Genomic DNA, 16,784 nt, shown 5'->3' with positions numbered 1-16,784 from the left:
TCCTCATAGTCATGAAAAACATCGTCAAAAATTTCCTGTTCATCACCGCTCTGCTCGCAACATCACCTGTCTTTTGTCAGCAACAACCGGCACAACCTACTGCTAACGTTGACCCCAAAGCGAAGGCTGATGACGAACTGGGCAAAAAAGCCGCTGAATGGATCAGCTCGCTGAATCTGAACGACGCCGACAAAGAAAAACGCCTGGCCGAGGTGGTTGCCACCCATTTAAAAGCCATTCGAGACTGGCATAATGAGCATCCGGCCAGCACCGTACCGGCAGGCATCAATCTGCTGACGGGTAAGCTGTTGTCTGACCTTGACCGGCAGGTTATTGCTGATTCGGCCATTCCGAAAAGCGTACACCAGGATCTGATGACGGGTTTAGGGAAAGACCTCGACAAAAAGCAGGTCGACGCCGTACTCGATAACTACACGATTGGTAAGGTGGCGTTCACGATGGCGGGCTACAAATCTATCGTACCCAACCTGACTGCGCAGGAAGAAGCAACGATTCTCGGCTATCTGGAACAGGCCCGCGAGCAGGCGGTCGATTACAAAAACATGAAAGAGATTTCGGTCATTTTCGAGATCTACAAAACGAAATCAGAGCAATATCTGAACGCCAACGGCCGCAACTGGCGCGAGATGTACAGCGCGTATACCGCCGCTGTGAAAGCGAAAAAAGCAGCTGAAAAGAAGCAGGCAACAAATTGATGTTTTTCGGGATTGGATAAAGCCGAGAACAAAAGCAACTAGTACTAATGGTCAAACATACACTCATAATCATCCTGTTAATCAGCTTTGCCCTGTGCGGCAGGGCGTCGGCGCAGTTAGCCAAATGGCAAACCGGGCTACTCGTCGACGAGTTTGTGGTGGATCAGCCGCCCTACCCGGAGAGTCACGCGGCCACGATCGCCGAAACGCCGACAGGGCTGGTATCGGCCTGGTTTGGCGGTACGAAAGAGCGTAATCCGGATGTGTGTATCTGGGTGAGTCGGCAGGAAAACGGTCGGTGGACGGCACCGCAGAATATTGCGAATGGTATTCTGAGCGACTCGGTTCGTTACGCCTGCTGGAATCCGGTGCTGTACCAGATTCCGACGGGCGACCTGATGCTGTTCTACAAGATTGGTCCTAGTCCTTCGAAGTGGAAAGGCTGGCTGAAAACATCGGCCGATGGGGGACGTACCTGGTCGGCGGCGAAAGCGCTGCCCGAAGGCTATATCGGACCTGTAAAAAACAAGCCGGTTCTCCTGGTAAATGGCAACCTGATCTGTCCCACGAGTACGGAAGGGGATGGCTGGAAAATTCATTTCGAACTAACCCCCGACTTCGGAAAAACGTGGCGGAAAGTAGGACCGATCAACGATGGTAAAACGCTGAACGCCATTCAGCCCAGCGTGCTGACGTACGGCAACGGCACCCTGCAGATTCTGGCCCGCAGCCGGGATCGGGCCGTTGAAGAAGCCTGGTCGACCGATAACGGGGAAACCTGGTCGCCCCTGGCGAAAACGACGTTGCCGAACAACAATTCGGGCACCGATGCCGTGACGCTCAGAGATGGTCGGCAGGTACTGGTCTACAACCATGTCTTGCCGCCGGGTACGTTGGTAAAAGGACCGCGAACGCCATTGAATCTGGCGATGTCAAGCGATGGTAAAACCTGGTCGGCGGCGATGATCATCGAAGACTCGCCCATCAGCCAGTACTCGTATCCGTCGATCATCCAAACGAAAGACGGCCTGATCCATGTGGTCTACACCTGGCGCCGGCAAAAGATTAAACACGCGGTTATTGACCCGAAAAAGTTAAAACTGATACCCATTAGCGGTAGCGTATGGCCAGCTTTAGCGGGCTATACCGCACCGGTGGCCACGGAGATGACGAAGGATTGAGCTATGACACACCCATTAACCATACACTTTCCCGGAAAACTGGTCTTTGGCGCAGGCTCGCTGGCAAACCTGGCCGACGAAATCGGACAGCTATTCCCTGAAAAGGTGTTGGTGATTACCATTGCCCCGCTGCTGGGTACGTTGCAGGGGCTGGTCGAGGCGCTGGAAGCCCGGCAAATGGCGGTTCAACTGGATACCAGCATCGTGCAGGAGCCGTCATTTGCCCATTTCGATGCGCTGATGCAGACCGTTCTGCCGTTCAACCCGGATGTGGTGGTCGGCATTGGCGGTGGGAGTGTACTGGATATAGCTAAACTGGTCGCCGCTCAACTGGAAAACGAGCAGACGCTTGCCGATATGGTCGGTATTGGTCGGCTGACCGGACGGAAGAAAAAACTGATTTGCGTACCGGCCACGTCTGGTACGGGCAGTGAGGTGTCGCCCAACGCAATTCTGGTGGATGATACTGATAATCAGAAGAAAGGGATCATTAGTCCTTTTCTGGTACCCGATGTCGTGTACGTTGACCCACTACTGACGATCAGCGTGCCCGCCGCCATCACCGCCGCTACCGGACTCGACGCCCTGACGCACTGTCTGGAAGCGTTTACGAACAAATTCGCCCAGCCTTTCATCGACATGTATGCGTACGAAGGCATGCGCCTGATTGCCGCGAATATTGTTCAGGCTGTTCAGCATGGCGACGATGAGGAGGCCCGTACTCAGGTGACAATGGGCAGCTTGCTGGGTGGTTTCTGCCTTGGGCCGGTCAATACGGCGGGTGTGCATGCGCTCTCGTATCCGCTCGGTAGTTTATTCCACCTGGCGCATGGCCTGTCTAACGCCCTGTTGTTGCCGTATGTCATGGAGTTCAATATACCCTCAGCGGTTAGTCGCTATGCGCAGGTGGCCCTGGCGCTGGGTTGCGAACGGGCCCGGGACGATGCCGGAACGGCTGCCAATGGTGTTCGGAAAATCAAGGAGTTGATCCGTGACTGTGGCATTCCGGCCCGGTTACGCGATGTGCATATACCCGAAGCGGTGATTCCTCAACTGGCCGACGACGCCATGAAGATCAGTCGCTTACTGAAAAATAACCCGCGTGAGATTACGCACGAAGACGCAATTGCCATCTATACAGCCGCTTATTAACAATGAGTATGAACAAGAGATTTAAGGGAGTCGTGGTGCCGATGGTTACGCCCCTGACCGAGCGATATGCGGTGGATAAAGCGGCTGTCGAGAAGATCATGGTGAATCTTCAGGCGAATGAGGCAATGCCGTTTATTCTGGGTACCACGGGTGAATCGACGTCGCTCTCGTTGGCGGTGAAAAAAGACTACGTGAACGAGGCTGTCCGGCTGAAATCGGCTGATACGGTGCTCTACGCGGGTATCTCGTCGAACTGCCTGGAGGAGTCGGTCGAGTTTGCCAACTTCTGTTTCGATGCCGGCGTAGATGCCGTGGCGGCCACGCTGCCGTCGTACTACACGCTGTCAGACGACCAGATGAAGCAGTATTTCGAGCAGTTGGCCGATCAGTTGAATGGGCCGCTGATTATCTATAACATACTGGCTACCACCCGAATGTCTATTCCGCTGGCGGTGGTGGAAGAACTTAGCTACCACCACCGGGTTGTGGGCATCAAAGACTCGGAACGCAACACCGACCGGCTCTATGATTCGCTGGCGCTATGGGCCGATCGTCCTGATTTCAGCCACTTCATGGGTTGGGCTGCCCGCTCGGCCGATGCGTTGCTGCGTGGAAGCGATGGGCTGGTGCCCAGTACCGGTAACCTTTGCCCCGGTATTTACCGCGACCTGCTGAAAGCGGTGCAGGACGGCGACGAAGAGCGAGCCTATGCCCATCAGCATCAGTCGGACGTGTTTGGACAGCTCTATCAGGCGGGCCGAACACTGGGCGATTCACTGGCAGCGCTGAAGGTTCTGATGCAGGAATATGACCTCTGCGGAACAACCATGATGCCCCCCCTGCAATCACTACCCATGAGCGAAGACATCTCCCTGCGAACGGCCCTGGCTGAACTGGTTGAAAAAGAAGCGATACAACTGTAAATGCGCACAACATGACTACTGAAGATAAACCAATCGTGGGTATTACCATGGGTGATCCGGCGAGTATCGGCCCGGAGATAGCCATCAAAGCCCTGCTGAATCCCGCCATCTACGCCATTTGTAACCCGGTGCTGGTTGGTGACGCGGGCGTGTTCCGTGACATCGTCTCGCGGCTGAACCTGAACATACACATTCATTCGATCAAGCACATTCACGAAGCGAAATTCCAGCCTGGCACCGTCGATGTGTATGACCTTGATAACGTGGATCTTACAACGCTGAAATTTGGTGAGATTTCGGCCATGGCAGGCGAGGCAGCGTTTGCGTCGGTGAAAACGGTGATCGATCTGGCCCTAGCCCATGAACTGGACGCCACCGTAACGGGACCGATCAACAAAAAGTCGATCAATGAAGCGGGGCATCATTTTGCGGGGCATACCGAAATCTACGCGCACTTTACGAAGACGAAGAAATACGGCATGTTGTTGGTGGAAGACAACCTGAAAGTCATTCACGTGTCTACGCACGTGTCGCTTCGTCAGGCCTGTGATCTGGTTAAACAAGACCGGATTCTGGAAGTGACCGACCTGCTCTACCACGGCCTGATCTCGCTGGGCGAAACTAACCTGAAAATTGGCATCGCGGGCCTGAACCCCCATGCCGGTGATTCAGGTCTGTTTGGTACCGAAGACGAGCTAGAAATTTTACCAGCCGTTGAAGAAGCCCGCCGCCGTGGCTATGACGTGGAAGGTCCCGTTCCCGCCGATACGTTGTTTTCTAAAGCGGCCACCGGCTATTATGGTGGTGTGGTGGCCATGTACCACGATCAGGGGCATATTCCGTTCAAGCTCACCGGGTTCAAATGGAATGCCGGGAAGCAGCAGATGGACAGCGTGAAAGGCGTGAATATTACGATGGGGCTGCCTATCATCCGCACCTCCGTTGATCATGGAACGGCCTTTGACATTGCCGGTAAAGGCGTAGCCAGCCCCGATGCCATGATCCTGGCCATCGAATCGGCGGTTCAGCTGGCGAAGTTTAGAGCGAGCGAAAGGGCAACAGAGCGAAAGAGTGACTATGAGCCGGCGTAACGCTCGTTATTACCTCTCCATTGTCACTCGCCACAGGCAAGCGACAACGGAGAGCTTCCACCCGTTGGTAGTCGCCCTTTCACTCTTTACATATGCTTGCCGTCATTGCAGATGATTTCACAGGAGCCGCCGAATTAGGCGGGATTGGTCTGGCGTATGGGTATACAGTCGAGATAGCCATGTCAGTCAACCCGGCGTCGACGGCCGATCTGCTGTTGATTTCGACCGATGTTCGTTCAGGTTCGGAGTCGGAAGCGGTGGAAGAAATGGTTACCGTGAGTCGTGCCTTACTGCCGCTGAAGCCGCAACTGATTTATAAAAAAGTCGATTCAGTGCTTCGGGGACATGTTATGGCAGAAGCGCTGGCTCAGCTTACGGTGTTGGGGCTGACAAAGGCACTGATCGTTCCGGCCAATCCGGCGCTGGGCCGAACGCTGGTCAATGGGCTTTACTACGTGCAGGGCGAACTGATTCACCAGACTCATTTCTCGGCCGATCCGGAGTTTCCTGTTACGGAAAGTGATGTACAAAAGCGATTCAGTGAGCGGGTAAACCGGCTAACCATACAACCCCATTACGGTTCGTTTTCAACCGCTGACATCATCATTGGTGAGGTAAGCGATGAGGCCGACCTGCCTGCCTGGGTCGAACGAATAGACGAACAGACATTGCCATGCGGCGGCTCTGGTTTTTTTACCGCGATTCTTGATGCGCATACCGGCGCAAAACCAAAAAAAACAGCACCGGTAAGCCTGGGCAACCGTCGATTATACGTATGCGGAAGTGCATTCGGCGCCAGTGTCGAACTGGTCAGACGGGCGGCGCTGGCAGGTTTAGCGGTCTGTTACATGCCCGGTGAACTGACACGCTCAGGTACGTTGGCGAGCAATGACGTGACGGGCTGGGCGGCTGAAATCGGGCGGCAATGGCAGGCACATCAGCAGGTGATTGTGGCAATTGACCCGGCAACTGTAGCGCGTGATACGGGCGTGGCGGTTCACCTGCGGAATACGATGGCCAGAGCCATTCGATTGGCGTTATCGAACGTGGCAATTGATGAACTGATCATTGAAGGAGGTTCCACAGCGGCGGCGGTGCTCCGGGAGATTGGCGTCATGCGGCTGGCACCTACCCATGAACTGGCACCTGGGGTGGTCAGAAGTAAGGCACTCGACAACGATACCCTGCACATTACCGTCAAACCGGGTAGCTACCGCTGGCCTCCTGATTTATGGACATGATGATTAATTTCTAAACCCAATGGCAAACCCAACCTTAAATGTTGTCGACTACCTGATTATTGCAGCCGTATTGCTCATAAACCTGTATTTCGGGTTGCGGTACGCCAGGAATCAACGCACGACCGAAACCTATTTCGCGGCGAAAGGCCGGGTGCCAGCCTGGGCTATCGGCATGTCGCTGCTGGCCACGCTGATCAGCAGCGTTACGTTTCTGGGTTATCCCAGCGAAGGCTATTCGTCGAACTGGATTCTGCTGGTGCAGGGCCTGATGGTGCCCATTGTACTACTTGGAACGATCTGGTTCATCGTGCCCCTATACCGAAAAGTGATCGGCCTGAGCACATATGAGTACTTCGAGAAACGGTTCGGTTCATTCGCCCGGTATTACAGCTCTACGGCCTTTGTGTTGCGGCAGTTTTCGTCGATGGGTACCGTCTTTTTCCTGCTGGCGGTGGCGCTCACCAACATGACCGGCCTCGACACGTTCTATATTATCGTTGTAGTTGGCCTGATCATCATTGCGGTCAACCTGATGGGAGGGATCGAAGCTGTGATCTGGCTCGATGTGTTTCAGGGCTTTATGCTGTTCGCCAGTGGTATTCTTTGCGTGGTGGTCATTCTGCTTTCGGTGAATGGAGGCTTTGCAGAAGTGATAAGCGTGGCTTCGGCCAACAACCGGACCGGATTCGGCCCTTACGACATGGACTTTACGAAGCTCACGTTTGTGGTCATGGTCATCAATGGGATGTTTTACGCCATTCAGAAATACGGCACCGATCAAACGGTGGTGCAACGGTATCTGACCGCCAAAACCGATAAGGCCGCCATCAAGGCGTCGATTCTGGGTATCTCGCTAACGGTACCCGTCTGGGCCTTGTTCATGTTTATCGGTACGGCCCTGTTCGTCTACTACAAACAGCAACCACTGCCGGTCGGTATGCGGCCCGACGCCGTTTTCCCGTATTTTATCATGACTAAATTTCCGGTCGGCGTGGTCGGTTTTGTGCTGGCGGCCATGATTTCGGCGGCCATTTGCAGCCTCAGCGCCGACCTGAACTCGCTGGCAGCCGTTGGCCTCGAAGATTTCTACAAAAAAGCCCGCCCCGCCCGCCCGGATAGGGAATATCTGACCGTCAGCAAAACGATCGTGGTGCTGTCGGGCGTCATTGCCATTCTGATCGGGGCCATTTATCTGCGGGCTGGAAATGAAGGGGTGCTGGGCATTGTCTTTACACTGTACGCCATTTTCTCGGGCGGTATCGTCGGCATTTTCCTGCTGGGTATTTTCAGCGCACGGGCGAATAAACAGGGCGTCAACATCGCCATTCTGGTCTGTATCGTCTTCACGGCCTATGCCTTTCTGACGTCGACGCAGATTGGCTACGGTACGGATAAAAAACTGCTGCTCGATCTGGGCGCGTACAATTTCACGCACCACAAACTGATGCTGGGCGTATATAGCCACCTTGTGGTGGTTGGGGTGGGGTACGTTGCCAGTCTGTTTTTTCCAAAACCCGCGTTGGATCAGAACCTGCTGTACAGTGGCTGGCGGACGGCCTCCAAAGCGGCCTCGGCGGAAGTGGCTTCACAGAAACGTAATGCACAGAGAGCGGATGCGCTGGGAAAGCTGGGCGTGGTTGTGTTGCTGCTGGGTTGTAGCCTGTCGGCCAGTGCGCAAACCTCGGACGACAAGTTTAAAAAGCCACTCAAAGACGTCATTACTAACATTGAAACGCGGTTCTCGGTCAAGATCCGCTACCCGGATGAACTGGTCCGCGACAAGTACGTGACCTATGCCGACTGGCGGTTTCGGCCAACCGATCTGGAGCAGACCATGACCAACGTGCTGGCCTCGCAGGATATCACGTTTGCCAGAGAAGGAGATAGAAAATACAAACTTCAGGCGTTTCAATACCACCTGAAAACGCCCGCCGAAGGCAAAGCCCAACTCGACTACCTCGCCTCGCTCTACAACGACGTACCCAGCTGGGAAAAGCGTAAAGCTGAACTCCGTACCTGTATGTGGAACGCGCTCAAGCTGTCGAGTCTCCCCGCCAAACCGAACAGCGCGCCAATCATCACCAATAAACGTACCTACGATGGCTACACCGTTGAAAACGTGGCCATAGAAACCCTTCCGGGGCTGTATGTAACGGGGTCTCTTTATAAGCCGCTGAATCAGAAAGAGTTAATGCCAGTGATTCTGAATCCCGACGGGCACTTTAGCGACGGCCGTTACCGGGCCGACTGCCAGATTCGGTGCGCCATGCAGGCCCGGATGGGGGCCATCGCGTTCAGTTATGACCTATTTGCCTGGGGTGAATCGCTGCTGCAAATGCAACCCGAAGATCATCGGCGGAGCCTGGCCCAGACGATCCAGATCATGAATGGCATGCGCAGCCTCGACTGGTTATTGACCCTGAAAAATGCCGATCCTAACCGTGTTGCTATCAGTGGCGGATCGGGTGGAGGAAGCCAGACCATGCTGCTCACGGCCCTCGACGATCGCATTACGCTGAGCGTTCCGGTGGTGATGCTATCTTCGTATCATAGCGGTGGTTGCCCCTGCGAAAGCGGCATGGGTGTGCACCTCTGCGGAAACGGCACCAGCAACGTAGAGATTGCGGCCATGGCGGCCCCACGCCCACAGCTTGCCATCACCGACGGAAAAGACTGGACACAGCACGTACCTGAAGCCGAGTTTCCGTTCCTGCAACGCATCTACGGTTTCTACGGAAAAACAGATGCGGTCAATAATGTGCACCTGCCACAGGAAGGCCACGATTACGGCCCCGGTAAGCGGCAGGCACTCTACGAATGTCTGGCCCGGCACTTCGCGCTCGATATCAAAAAAGTACAGGACAAGACCGGTAAGTTCGACGAGTCGACCTGCACCATCGAGAAATTTCCCGCGATGTACGTCTTCGGTGAAAAAGGCGAGAAACTCCCCGCCACGGCCATCCATCGATTCGAGGAGTTGGAGAAGCTGGTAAAATGATACGGGTTGTGAGTGCATGAAGCTTCACGCTATGTGACAACCGGTGAGAAATGACAAACAAGTACACAATCAAGTTTTCCCAATGCCCCATACCCGCCGACACTTCCTTAAAGCCAGCACGTTGCTCACCACCGGGCTCATTCTGCCGGAAGCAACATCGCTGGTAAACCCGTGCGCCGAGCAATCGTACAAGATCGCCGTGGTAGACCTGATGATCCTGAAGCGGCAAAAGCTGGGCGCGTTTCAACTGACGAAAGAAATCGGGGCTGACGGACTGGAAGTCGATATGGGCAGTTTGGGTCAGCGAGAGACGTTCGATAATCAACTGGCCGATCCGGCCATCCGACAGCAGTTTCTGGACAAGGCAAAGGAGTTGAATCTTACCATCTGCTCGCTGGCCATGACCGGTTTCTATGCCCAGTCATTCGCTACCCGACCAACGTACCTGCGTATGGTTCAGGACTGTTTCGATACGATGAACGCCATGAACGTGAAGGTGGCCTTTCTGCCGCTGGGCGTTCAGGGTGATCTGGTCAAGAATCCAGAATTGCGCCCGGCCATTGTAGAACGGCTGAAAGAGGTGGGCAAACTGGCCAGAAAAGCAGGCGTGATTGTCGGCATTGAAACGTCGCTGGACGCACGCGGCGAAGTTGCCTTGCTGGACGAAATCGGCTCGACGCACATTCAGAGTTACGTCAACTTCTCGAATCCGCTGAAGGCTGGCCGCGACCTGCACGAGGAACTGCGCATCCTGGGCCGGAAGCGCATCTGTCAGATCCACTGCACCGACGAAGATGGCGTCTGGCTCCAGCATAATACGCGTCTGGATATGAAGCAGGTAAAGCAAACGCTGGATGCCATGCGCTGGTCTGGCTGGCTGGTCATCGAACGCTCCCGCGATGCTGCCGACCCGCGAAATGTGAAAAAGAATTTTAGTGCCAATACAACGTACCTGAAATCCATCTTTCAGGCTGGTTAAACGCATTCATGAAGAAGCTTACTTTCATTTTTCTGTTACTCCTGCTCTCTGCTTCTGCTTTTTCCCAGTCGGTGAGCGTGACCAGGTTACGCTGCGAGTACCGTGCCAATCCGGTTGGGGTGCAGACAGCGAAGCCGGTCTTTAGCTGGCAGCTTGGCTCCACCACGCGCAATACGCTACAGAAAGCGTACCGCATCCTGATAGCCGATTCGCCGGCAGCATTGAGTCAGCAGGGGGGAAACGTTTGGGATTCGGGCAAGGTCATGGTTGAAACATCGATCCAGGTAAGCTACGGAGGGAAGGCACTGGAATCGGCAAAGGTGTATTACTGGAAAATCAAGGTCTGGGATAATCACGGTGCCGAGTCGCCCTGGAGCGAAGTAGCCTCCTGGCAGATGGGCCTGCTGACCAGAGCCGACTGGAAAGGCGCAGCCTGGATTGGTTTCGACAGATTGCCCGATTCGCTCGTCGACGGGCTGCCAACCGACGGGAAGAAGGACGTTGTGCAGGGTGGAAACGTGCTGCCGCTGCTTCGTAAAAGCTTCAGGGTAACTAAACCTGTTAGACAAGTCACCCTGTTTATTGCCGGGCTGGGTCAGTTCGATGCGCACCTGAATGGCCAGAAAATCGGTGACCATTTTCTGGACCCCGGCTGGACCAAATATGACAAACAGGCCCAATATGTCGCGTTCGATCTGACTGGCAGAGTGAAGTTGGGCGAAAATGCCCTGGGCGTGATGCTTGGAAACGGGTTTTACTACGTGCCGCCAGTTAAAGATCGTTTTCGGAAGTTGAAGGTCATGTTTGGCTATCCGAAGCTGATCTGCCAGCTCCTGATCAACTATGCAGACGGATCGGCGTATACCATTCTCAGTGACGATTCGTGGAAAACGGCCCCATCGCCGATTACGTTTTCCAGCATTTATGGCGGCGAAAACTACAATGCCACGCTCGAACAATCGGGTTGGGACAGTCCTGCTTTTGAGGATGCCACCTGGCGAACGGCGATGGTTGTTGATGGCCCGCCCCGATTGGGGGCCCAAACTCAGGAACCAATAAAGGTATTCGACACCTTTTCGGCAGTGAGCAAAAAACGGCTCGATTCGGGCGACTGGGTATATGATCTGGGGCAAAACGCGTCGGGCATTATCCGGTTGACGGTTCAGGGAAAACGGGGCGATACCATCCGGGTGTATCCGGCAGAGTTGTTGAAAGCAGACGGGGCAGTTAATCAGAAAGCGTCGGGTAGCCCGTACTATTTCGAATACATCCTGAAAGGCAACGTACCTGAAACCTGGCAACCCCGCTTTACCTATTACGGATTTCGGTACCTGCAACTGAAAGGCGGAGTGCCGAAGGGAGAGCAGAATCCACGAAACCGCCCTGAACTGAGTGAACTGGTTGGGTTGCACACGCGCAATGCCGCCGCCAGCGCAGGTACGTTCACCTGCTCGAATGAACTGTTCAACAGGGCCAATACGCTGATCGACTGGGGTGTAAAAAGCAATATGGCCAGCGTCTTCACCGATTGTCCGCACCGCGAAAAACTAGGCTGGCTGGAAGAGCTGCACCTGATGGGCAGTTCGGTACGCTACCAGTACGACATCGCCAGTTTGCTGAAAAAAGAGATTCAGGATATGAAAGACTCACAGCTCCCCGACGGATTGATTCCCGAAATCGCGCCCGAATACGTGAAATTCGATTATGGCAATGGTATTTTTCGCGACTCGCCGGAGTGGGGGAGTAGCGCCATCATTGTGCCCTGGTACCTCTACCAGTGGTACGGCGAAAAAGCAGAACTGGCCGACAGCTACCCTATGATGCAGCGCTACCTGACCTATCTGGGTACGAAGGCCAGTAACCATATCCTGGCGCAAGGCCTGGGCGACTGGTACGATCTCGGCCCGAAACCGCCGGGTGTATCGCAGCAAACACCGATGGGCGTGACCGGTACCGCCATCTACTATTACGATCTGACGATCATGGCGCAGATTGCCCGGATGCTGAATAAGCCCGCTGACGCCGACCGGTACAGTGAGCTGGCCAAACAGGTCAGAATCGCGTTTAACCAGTCGTTTTTCAACAGGGAAACAAAGCAATACGCCACAAATAGCCAGACGGCCAACGCCATGGCGCTCTACATGAACCTGGTTGACGAGCCATTTCGCGAGGCGGTTGTCGGGAACATCGTGCAGGATATTCGACGCCGGAACAACAGCCTGACGGCGGGTGATATTGGTTACCGGTACCTGCTGCGGGCGCTGGAAGCGGCCGGTCGGTCAGACGTTATTTTCGATATGAACAGCCGCGCCGACGTACCTGGTTATGGCTATCAACTGGCGCAAGGGGCAACCGCTCTGACCGAATCGTGGCAGGCACTACCCACCGTGTCGAACAATCATTTTATGCTGGGCCACCTGATGGAATGGCTGTACGCCGGACTAGCCGGTATTAAGCAGGAAGAGACGTCGGTGGCGTTCCGCAACAGCGTGATCTACCCGCAGCCGGTTGGCGATGTGACCCATACGAAAGCCACCTACAACTCGCCTTATGGTCTGATTACCAGCGAATGGACGAAGACAGGCACCAACTTTGACCTGACCGTTCAGATTCCGCCCAACACTACATCGACCATTTATCTGCCTGCCATAAGCGCCGGGCAGATCACCGAAAGCAATGCGCCGATCGCCAATAGCAAGGCAGTGCGGCTGGCTGGTTTCGATAAAGACAGAGCCCGAATCATCGTTGGCTCAGGTACGTATCGGTTTCGGGTGAAAGGGTAGAGGTGTGGCGTGGGTTGAGTTGCTGACGCGCCGTAGGATTGCCGCGCACGCCATCAGCCAATCACCACCACGCTAACATGCTATAGTCATTTGGGAAAATTGTGGACAGCGATAGCGTTTATCCGGGATAGATTTGGACGCTGAGCAGTCAGTTATTGAAATCGATCCTGCCAATGACCTGTCCGATTATCCGAGTTATACTCTTTTGCCTTGTATCGACGCCATTCTTTGCCCAATCGCTCCGTGTTTCCGAGGCACAGATGCAGCGTATCTACGAGGCCGTAAAAACACCCTACAAGTACGGACTGGTGCTCACGCCCGCCGACAATTCGCAGAAAATGGACTGCCCGACGGTGTTCAGGAAGGGCCGGAGCTGGTATATGACGTACCTGATCTACAACGGGCGCGGTTATGAGACCTGGCTGGCAACGAGTAAGGATCTGCTGCATTGGCAGAACCTGGGGCGGCAACTGTCGTTCGCTGATACCACAAGCAGGCAGTGGGATGCCCATCAGAAAGCGGGCTACAACGTGTTGCAGGATACCCGGTGGGGCGGCAGCTACCGCCTTAAGAAATACCGGGACAATTACTGGATGACCTACATTGGCGGGGCAGCCCGCGGCTACGAAGCGGGCGATCTGTCGATTGGGGTGGCGTATACCGCGAAGAACCCGGCAACTGCTCATGAATGGCAGTGTAAACCAACTCCGGTGCTTACGGCAAACGATGCTGACGTTCGCTGGTGGGAGAACCGGAAACTGTTCAAAAGTACTGTTATCCAGGACCAGCAACGGCTGACGGGCCATCCGTTTGTGATGTATTACAATGCCAATGGCGATACCACTGGCGTGAACAAAACGCGCTGGTTTGAGCGCATCGGTATGGCCGTGTCCGACGATATGCTGAACTGGCAGCGCTTCAATAAAGAACCCGTGCTGATGCACCCGGCTGGCATTACCGGCGATGCCGTGCTTCAGCAAATAGACGGCCTTTGGGTCATGTTCTACTTCGGGGCATTCTGGCAGGACCGGGAAGGGGCATTCAACCGGTTTGCTGCCTCAACTGATCTCGTAAACTGGACCGACTGGACCGGCGTGAATCTGGTGGAGCCATCGGAACCGTATGATGAGCTGTATGCACATAAGTCGTTCGTTGTGAAGCACAAAGGCCTTGTTTATCATTTCTATTGCGCCGTGAACAAGCAGGATCAGCGGGGCATTGCCGTGGCCACGTCTGCCGACCTGGGCAAGAGTGGGAAGCAGTTTATCATCATCAATAAAAAGTAGCCGATGAAAAAGTTGTTCCTCTGCTGGCTGTGGCTGGGTACGTTGTCAACGGCCGTGCTGGCTCAAAACGGACCCCGAACCGTACTCGATTTCAATGACGGTTGGCGTTTTCTGCCGGGCGACGATGCCAACGCCAAAAACCCTGCCTTCCCGGATGATACCTGGCGAACGCTGACCCTGCCCCACGACTGGAGCATCGAAGGGCAGTTCAGTGAGCATAACCTCAGTACTACCCAGGCAGGGGCACTGCCAACCGGAATCGGGTGGTACCGGAAAACGTTTGTCGTACCGGCCTCGTCGAAAGGCAAAAACGTGTACATCGAATTCGATGGGGTATACCGCAACAGCCAAGTATGGATCAACGGAACGTACCTGGGCAGCCGCCCATACGGCTACAGCTCGTTCCGGTACGACCTCAGTAAGCACCTGAAAGCTGGTGCCGGAAAAAACACCATCGCCGTGCGCGTTGACAATGCCGCGCAACCCAACTCCCGCTGGTACACCGGATCGGGCATTTATCGGAATGTTCGGCTGGTCATTACGTCGGCCATTGCCGTTGATGAATGGGGTACGTTCGTGACAACGCCAACGGTCAGCGAGAAGATGGCTGTGCTGAACCTGAAGATCACGGTTCGCAACGCAACAGGCAGGAAAGACCAGGTTGTGCAGATCGGTACGGATGTGCTGAACGCCCAGGGTACACCCGTTGCCAGTTACACGCTGACGGCCGTATCGTTGAGAGATACCCTGAAAACAGTATCGCCGCAGCTGGAAATCTACACCCCCATTCTCTGGTCGGTTGAGCAGCCGTACCTGTATAAAATCGTTACCAGAATTTATCGGCAGGATCGCCTGCTCGATAGTTACGAAACGCCGTTGGGCATCCGCTCGTTTTCGTTCGACCCGGCTGCTGGTTTTTCGATGAACGGCAAACCGATGAAGATCCTCGGCGTCTGTTTGCATCACGATCTGGGGGCGTTGGGTGCGGCCGTGAACCGGCGTGCCATGCAGCGGCAGCTTGAACTCCTGAAGTCGATGGGCTGTAACGGCATCAGAACGGCTCATAACCCGCCCGCCCCGGAATTGCTCACGCTCTGCGACGAAATGGGCTTTATCGTGATGGATGAGGCCTTCGACATGTGGAAGAAAAAGAAATCGAAACAGGATTATGGCCTGAACTGGGATGCCTGGCACAAAGCCGACCTCGAAGCCATGATTCGCCGCGACCGCAACCATCCCTCGATTTTTATGTGGAGTATCGGCAACGAAATCCGTGAACAGTTTGATTCTACGGGGCTTACGATCGCACGGGAGCTGGCCCAGATCGTCAGGGAACTGGACACAAGCCGCCCCGTAACGTCGGCACTGACGGAGAACGTACCGGAGAAAAACTTCATCTACCAGTCTGGTGCGCTCGATCTGCTGGGCTTCAATTACAAGCACGAAGCCTACGCCGATCTCCCGAAGGTGTTTCCAAATCAGGCCTTTATCGCGTCTGAAACGGGGTCGTCATTGCAAACGCGCGGCCATTACGATATGCCCTCCGATTCGGTTCGGCTCTGGGGAAAAGGCGGCCCGGCCAACTTCACCGACGGTAACCCCGACTGGACAGCCTCCGCCTACGACAACGAAGCCGCCTACTGGGGGTCAACCCACGAACAAACCTGGAAGGTGATCAAAAAACTGCCGCATATGGCCGGCATGTACGTCTGGACGGGCTTCGATTACCTGGGTGAGCCGCACCCGTATCCGTGGCCTGCCCGTAGTTCGTATTTCGGCATTCTCGATCTGGCCGGTTTCCCCAAAGACGTGTATTATATGTACCAGTCTGAATGGACGGACAAGCCGGTCTTGCACCTGTTTCCGCACTGGAACTGGCCACCGAAGAAAGTCGTGGATGTGTGGGCCTACTACAGTCAGGCCGATGAGGTCGAGCTGTTTCTGAACAATAAATCGTTGGGCGTGCGCAGGAAAACCGGCAACGATCTGCACGTGATGTGGCGGGTGCCCTACGAGCCAGGTACGTTAACTGCCATTTCTCGTCAGGCGGGTAAAACCAGCTTGACCCGAACCATCACCACAGCCGGAAAACCCGCCAAAATTCAGCTGATTGCCGACCGTGCTACGCTGGCGGCCGACGGAAAAGACCTGTCGTTCATTACCGTAAACGTGCTCGACGAGCAGGGTAATCTGGTGCCTGGCGCCAATCATCTGATCACCTTCACGGTCAGGGGCGAAGGCACGCTGGCGGGCGTCGATAATGGCTACCAGGCCAGCCTGGAGCCGTTTAAAGCAACGTACAGGAAAGCCTATAACGGCAAGTGTCTGGCAATCATCAAAACAACCGGCAAACCGGGTGTGATCACGATCAACGCAACATCAGAAGGGTTACAGGCCGCTACTGTTGAGGTGGTTAGCCGGTAGCGTTGCCCGG

The 16,784-nt window shown here is 54.9% G+C and carries 11 protein-coding genes; all 11 read left to right on the top strand.

Annotated features, from left to right (window positions below; genetic code table 11):
* Positions 1 to 11 precede the first annotated feature (11 nt).
* The 11 genes from J2I46_RS04995 (at position 12) to galB (ending at position 16,774) form a co-directional block, all read left to right on the top strand.
* Positions 12 to 716: a DUF3826 domain-containing protein gene (locus tag J2I46_RS04995; RefSeq protein WP_207327819.1), complete on the top strand. Its 705-nt coding sequence runs from the start codon at positions 12 to 14 to the stop codon at positions 714 to 716.
* 47 nt (positions 717 to 763) lie between these two features.
* A complete protein-coding gene (locus tag J2I46_RS04990; protein ID WP_207327818.1) occupies positions 764 to 1,897 on the top strand; it encodes a sialidase family protein in 1,134 nt (377 codons plus the stop codon).
* A 3-nt stretch (positions 1,898 to 1,900) separates the two neighbouring features.
* A complete protein-coding gene (locus J2I46_RS04985) occupies positions 1,901 to 3,049 on the top strand; it encodes an iron-containing alcohol dehydrogenase (protein ID WP_207327817.1) in 1,149 nt (382 codons plus the stop codon).
* Between the two features lie 8 nt (positions 3,050 to 3,057).
* Positions 3,058 to 3,972, top strand: a complete 915-nt coding sequence (locus tag J2I46_RS04980) for a dihydrodipicolinate synthase family protein (protein WP_207327816.1) — start codon at positions 3,058 to 3,060, stop codon at positions 3,970 to 3,972.
* A gap of 11 nt (positions 3,973 to 3,983) precedes the next feature.
* A complete protein-coding gene (gene pdxA / locus J2I46_RS04975) occupies positions 3,984 to 5,063 on the top strand; it encodes a 4-hydroxythreonine-4-phosphate dehydrogenase PdxA (protein WP_229379504.1) in 1,080 nt (359 codons plus the stop codon).
* Between the two features lie 92 nt (positions 5,064 to 5,155).
* A complete protein-coding gene (locus tag J2I46_RS04970; protein WP_207327815.1) occupies positions 5,156 to 6,304 on the top strand; it encodes a four-carbon acid sugar kinase family protein in 1,149 nt (382 codons plus the stop codon).
* Positions 6,305 to 6,323: 19 nt separating this feature from the next.
* The gene (locus J2I46_RS04965; RefSeq protein ID WP_207327814.1) at positions 6,324 to 9,302 is read left to right on the top strand and encodes a sodium:solute symporter family protein; all 2,979 of its coding nucleotides are present in this window, start codon (positions 6,324 to 6,326) and stop codon (positions 9,300 to 9,302) included.
* A gap of 82 nt (positions 9,303 to 9,384) precedes the next feature.
* The gene (locus J2I46_RS04960; protein ID WP_207327813.1) at positions 9,385 to 10,281 is read left to right on the top strand and encodes a sugar phosphate isomerase/epimerase family protein; all 897 of its coding nucleotides are present in this window, start codon (positions 9,385 to 9,387) and stop codon (positions 10,279 to 10,281) included.
* Positions 10,282 to 10,289: 8 nt separating this feature from the next.
* Entirely contained in the window at positions 10,290 to 13,064 is a 2,775-nt protein-coding gene (locus J2I46_RS04955) for a family 78 glycoside hydrolase catalytic domain (RefSeq protein WP_207327812.1), read from the top strand.
* Positions 13,065 to 13,237: 173 nt separating this feature from the next.
* Entirely contained in the window at positions 13,238 to 14,350 is a 1,113-nt protein-coding gene (locus tag J2I46_RS04950) for a glycoside hydrolase family protein (protein ID WP_229379502.1), read from the top strand.
* Positions 14,351 to 14,353: 3 nt separating this feature from the next.
* A complete protein-coding gene (galB, locus tag J2I46_RS04945) occupies positions 14,354 to 16,774 on the top strand; it encodes a beta-galactosidase GalB (protein ID WP_207327810.1) in 2,421 nt (806 codons plus the stop codon).
* The last annotated feature ends 10 nt before the right edge of the window (positions 16,775 to 16,784 follow it).

The organism is Fibrella forsythiae, from assembly GCF_017353175.1.
Taxonomy (GTDB): Bacteria; Bacteroidota; Bacteroidia; order Cytophagales; family Spirosomataceae; genus Fibrella; species Fibrella forsythiae.
This window is presented reverse-complemented; position numbering and strand designations above follow the sequence as displayed.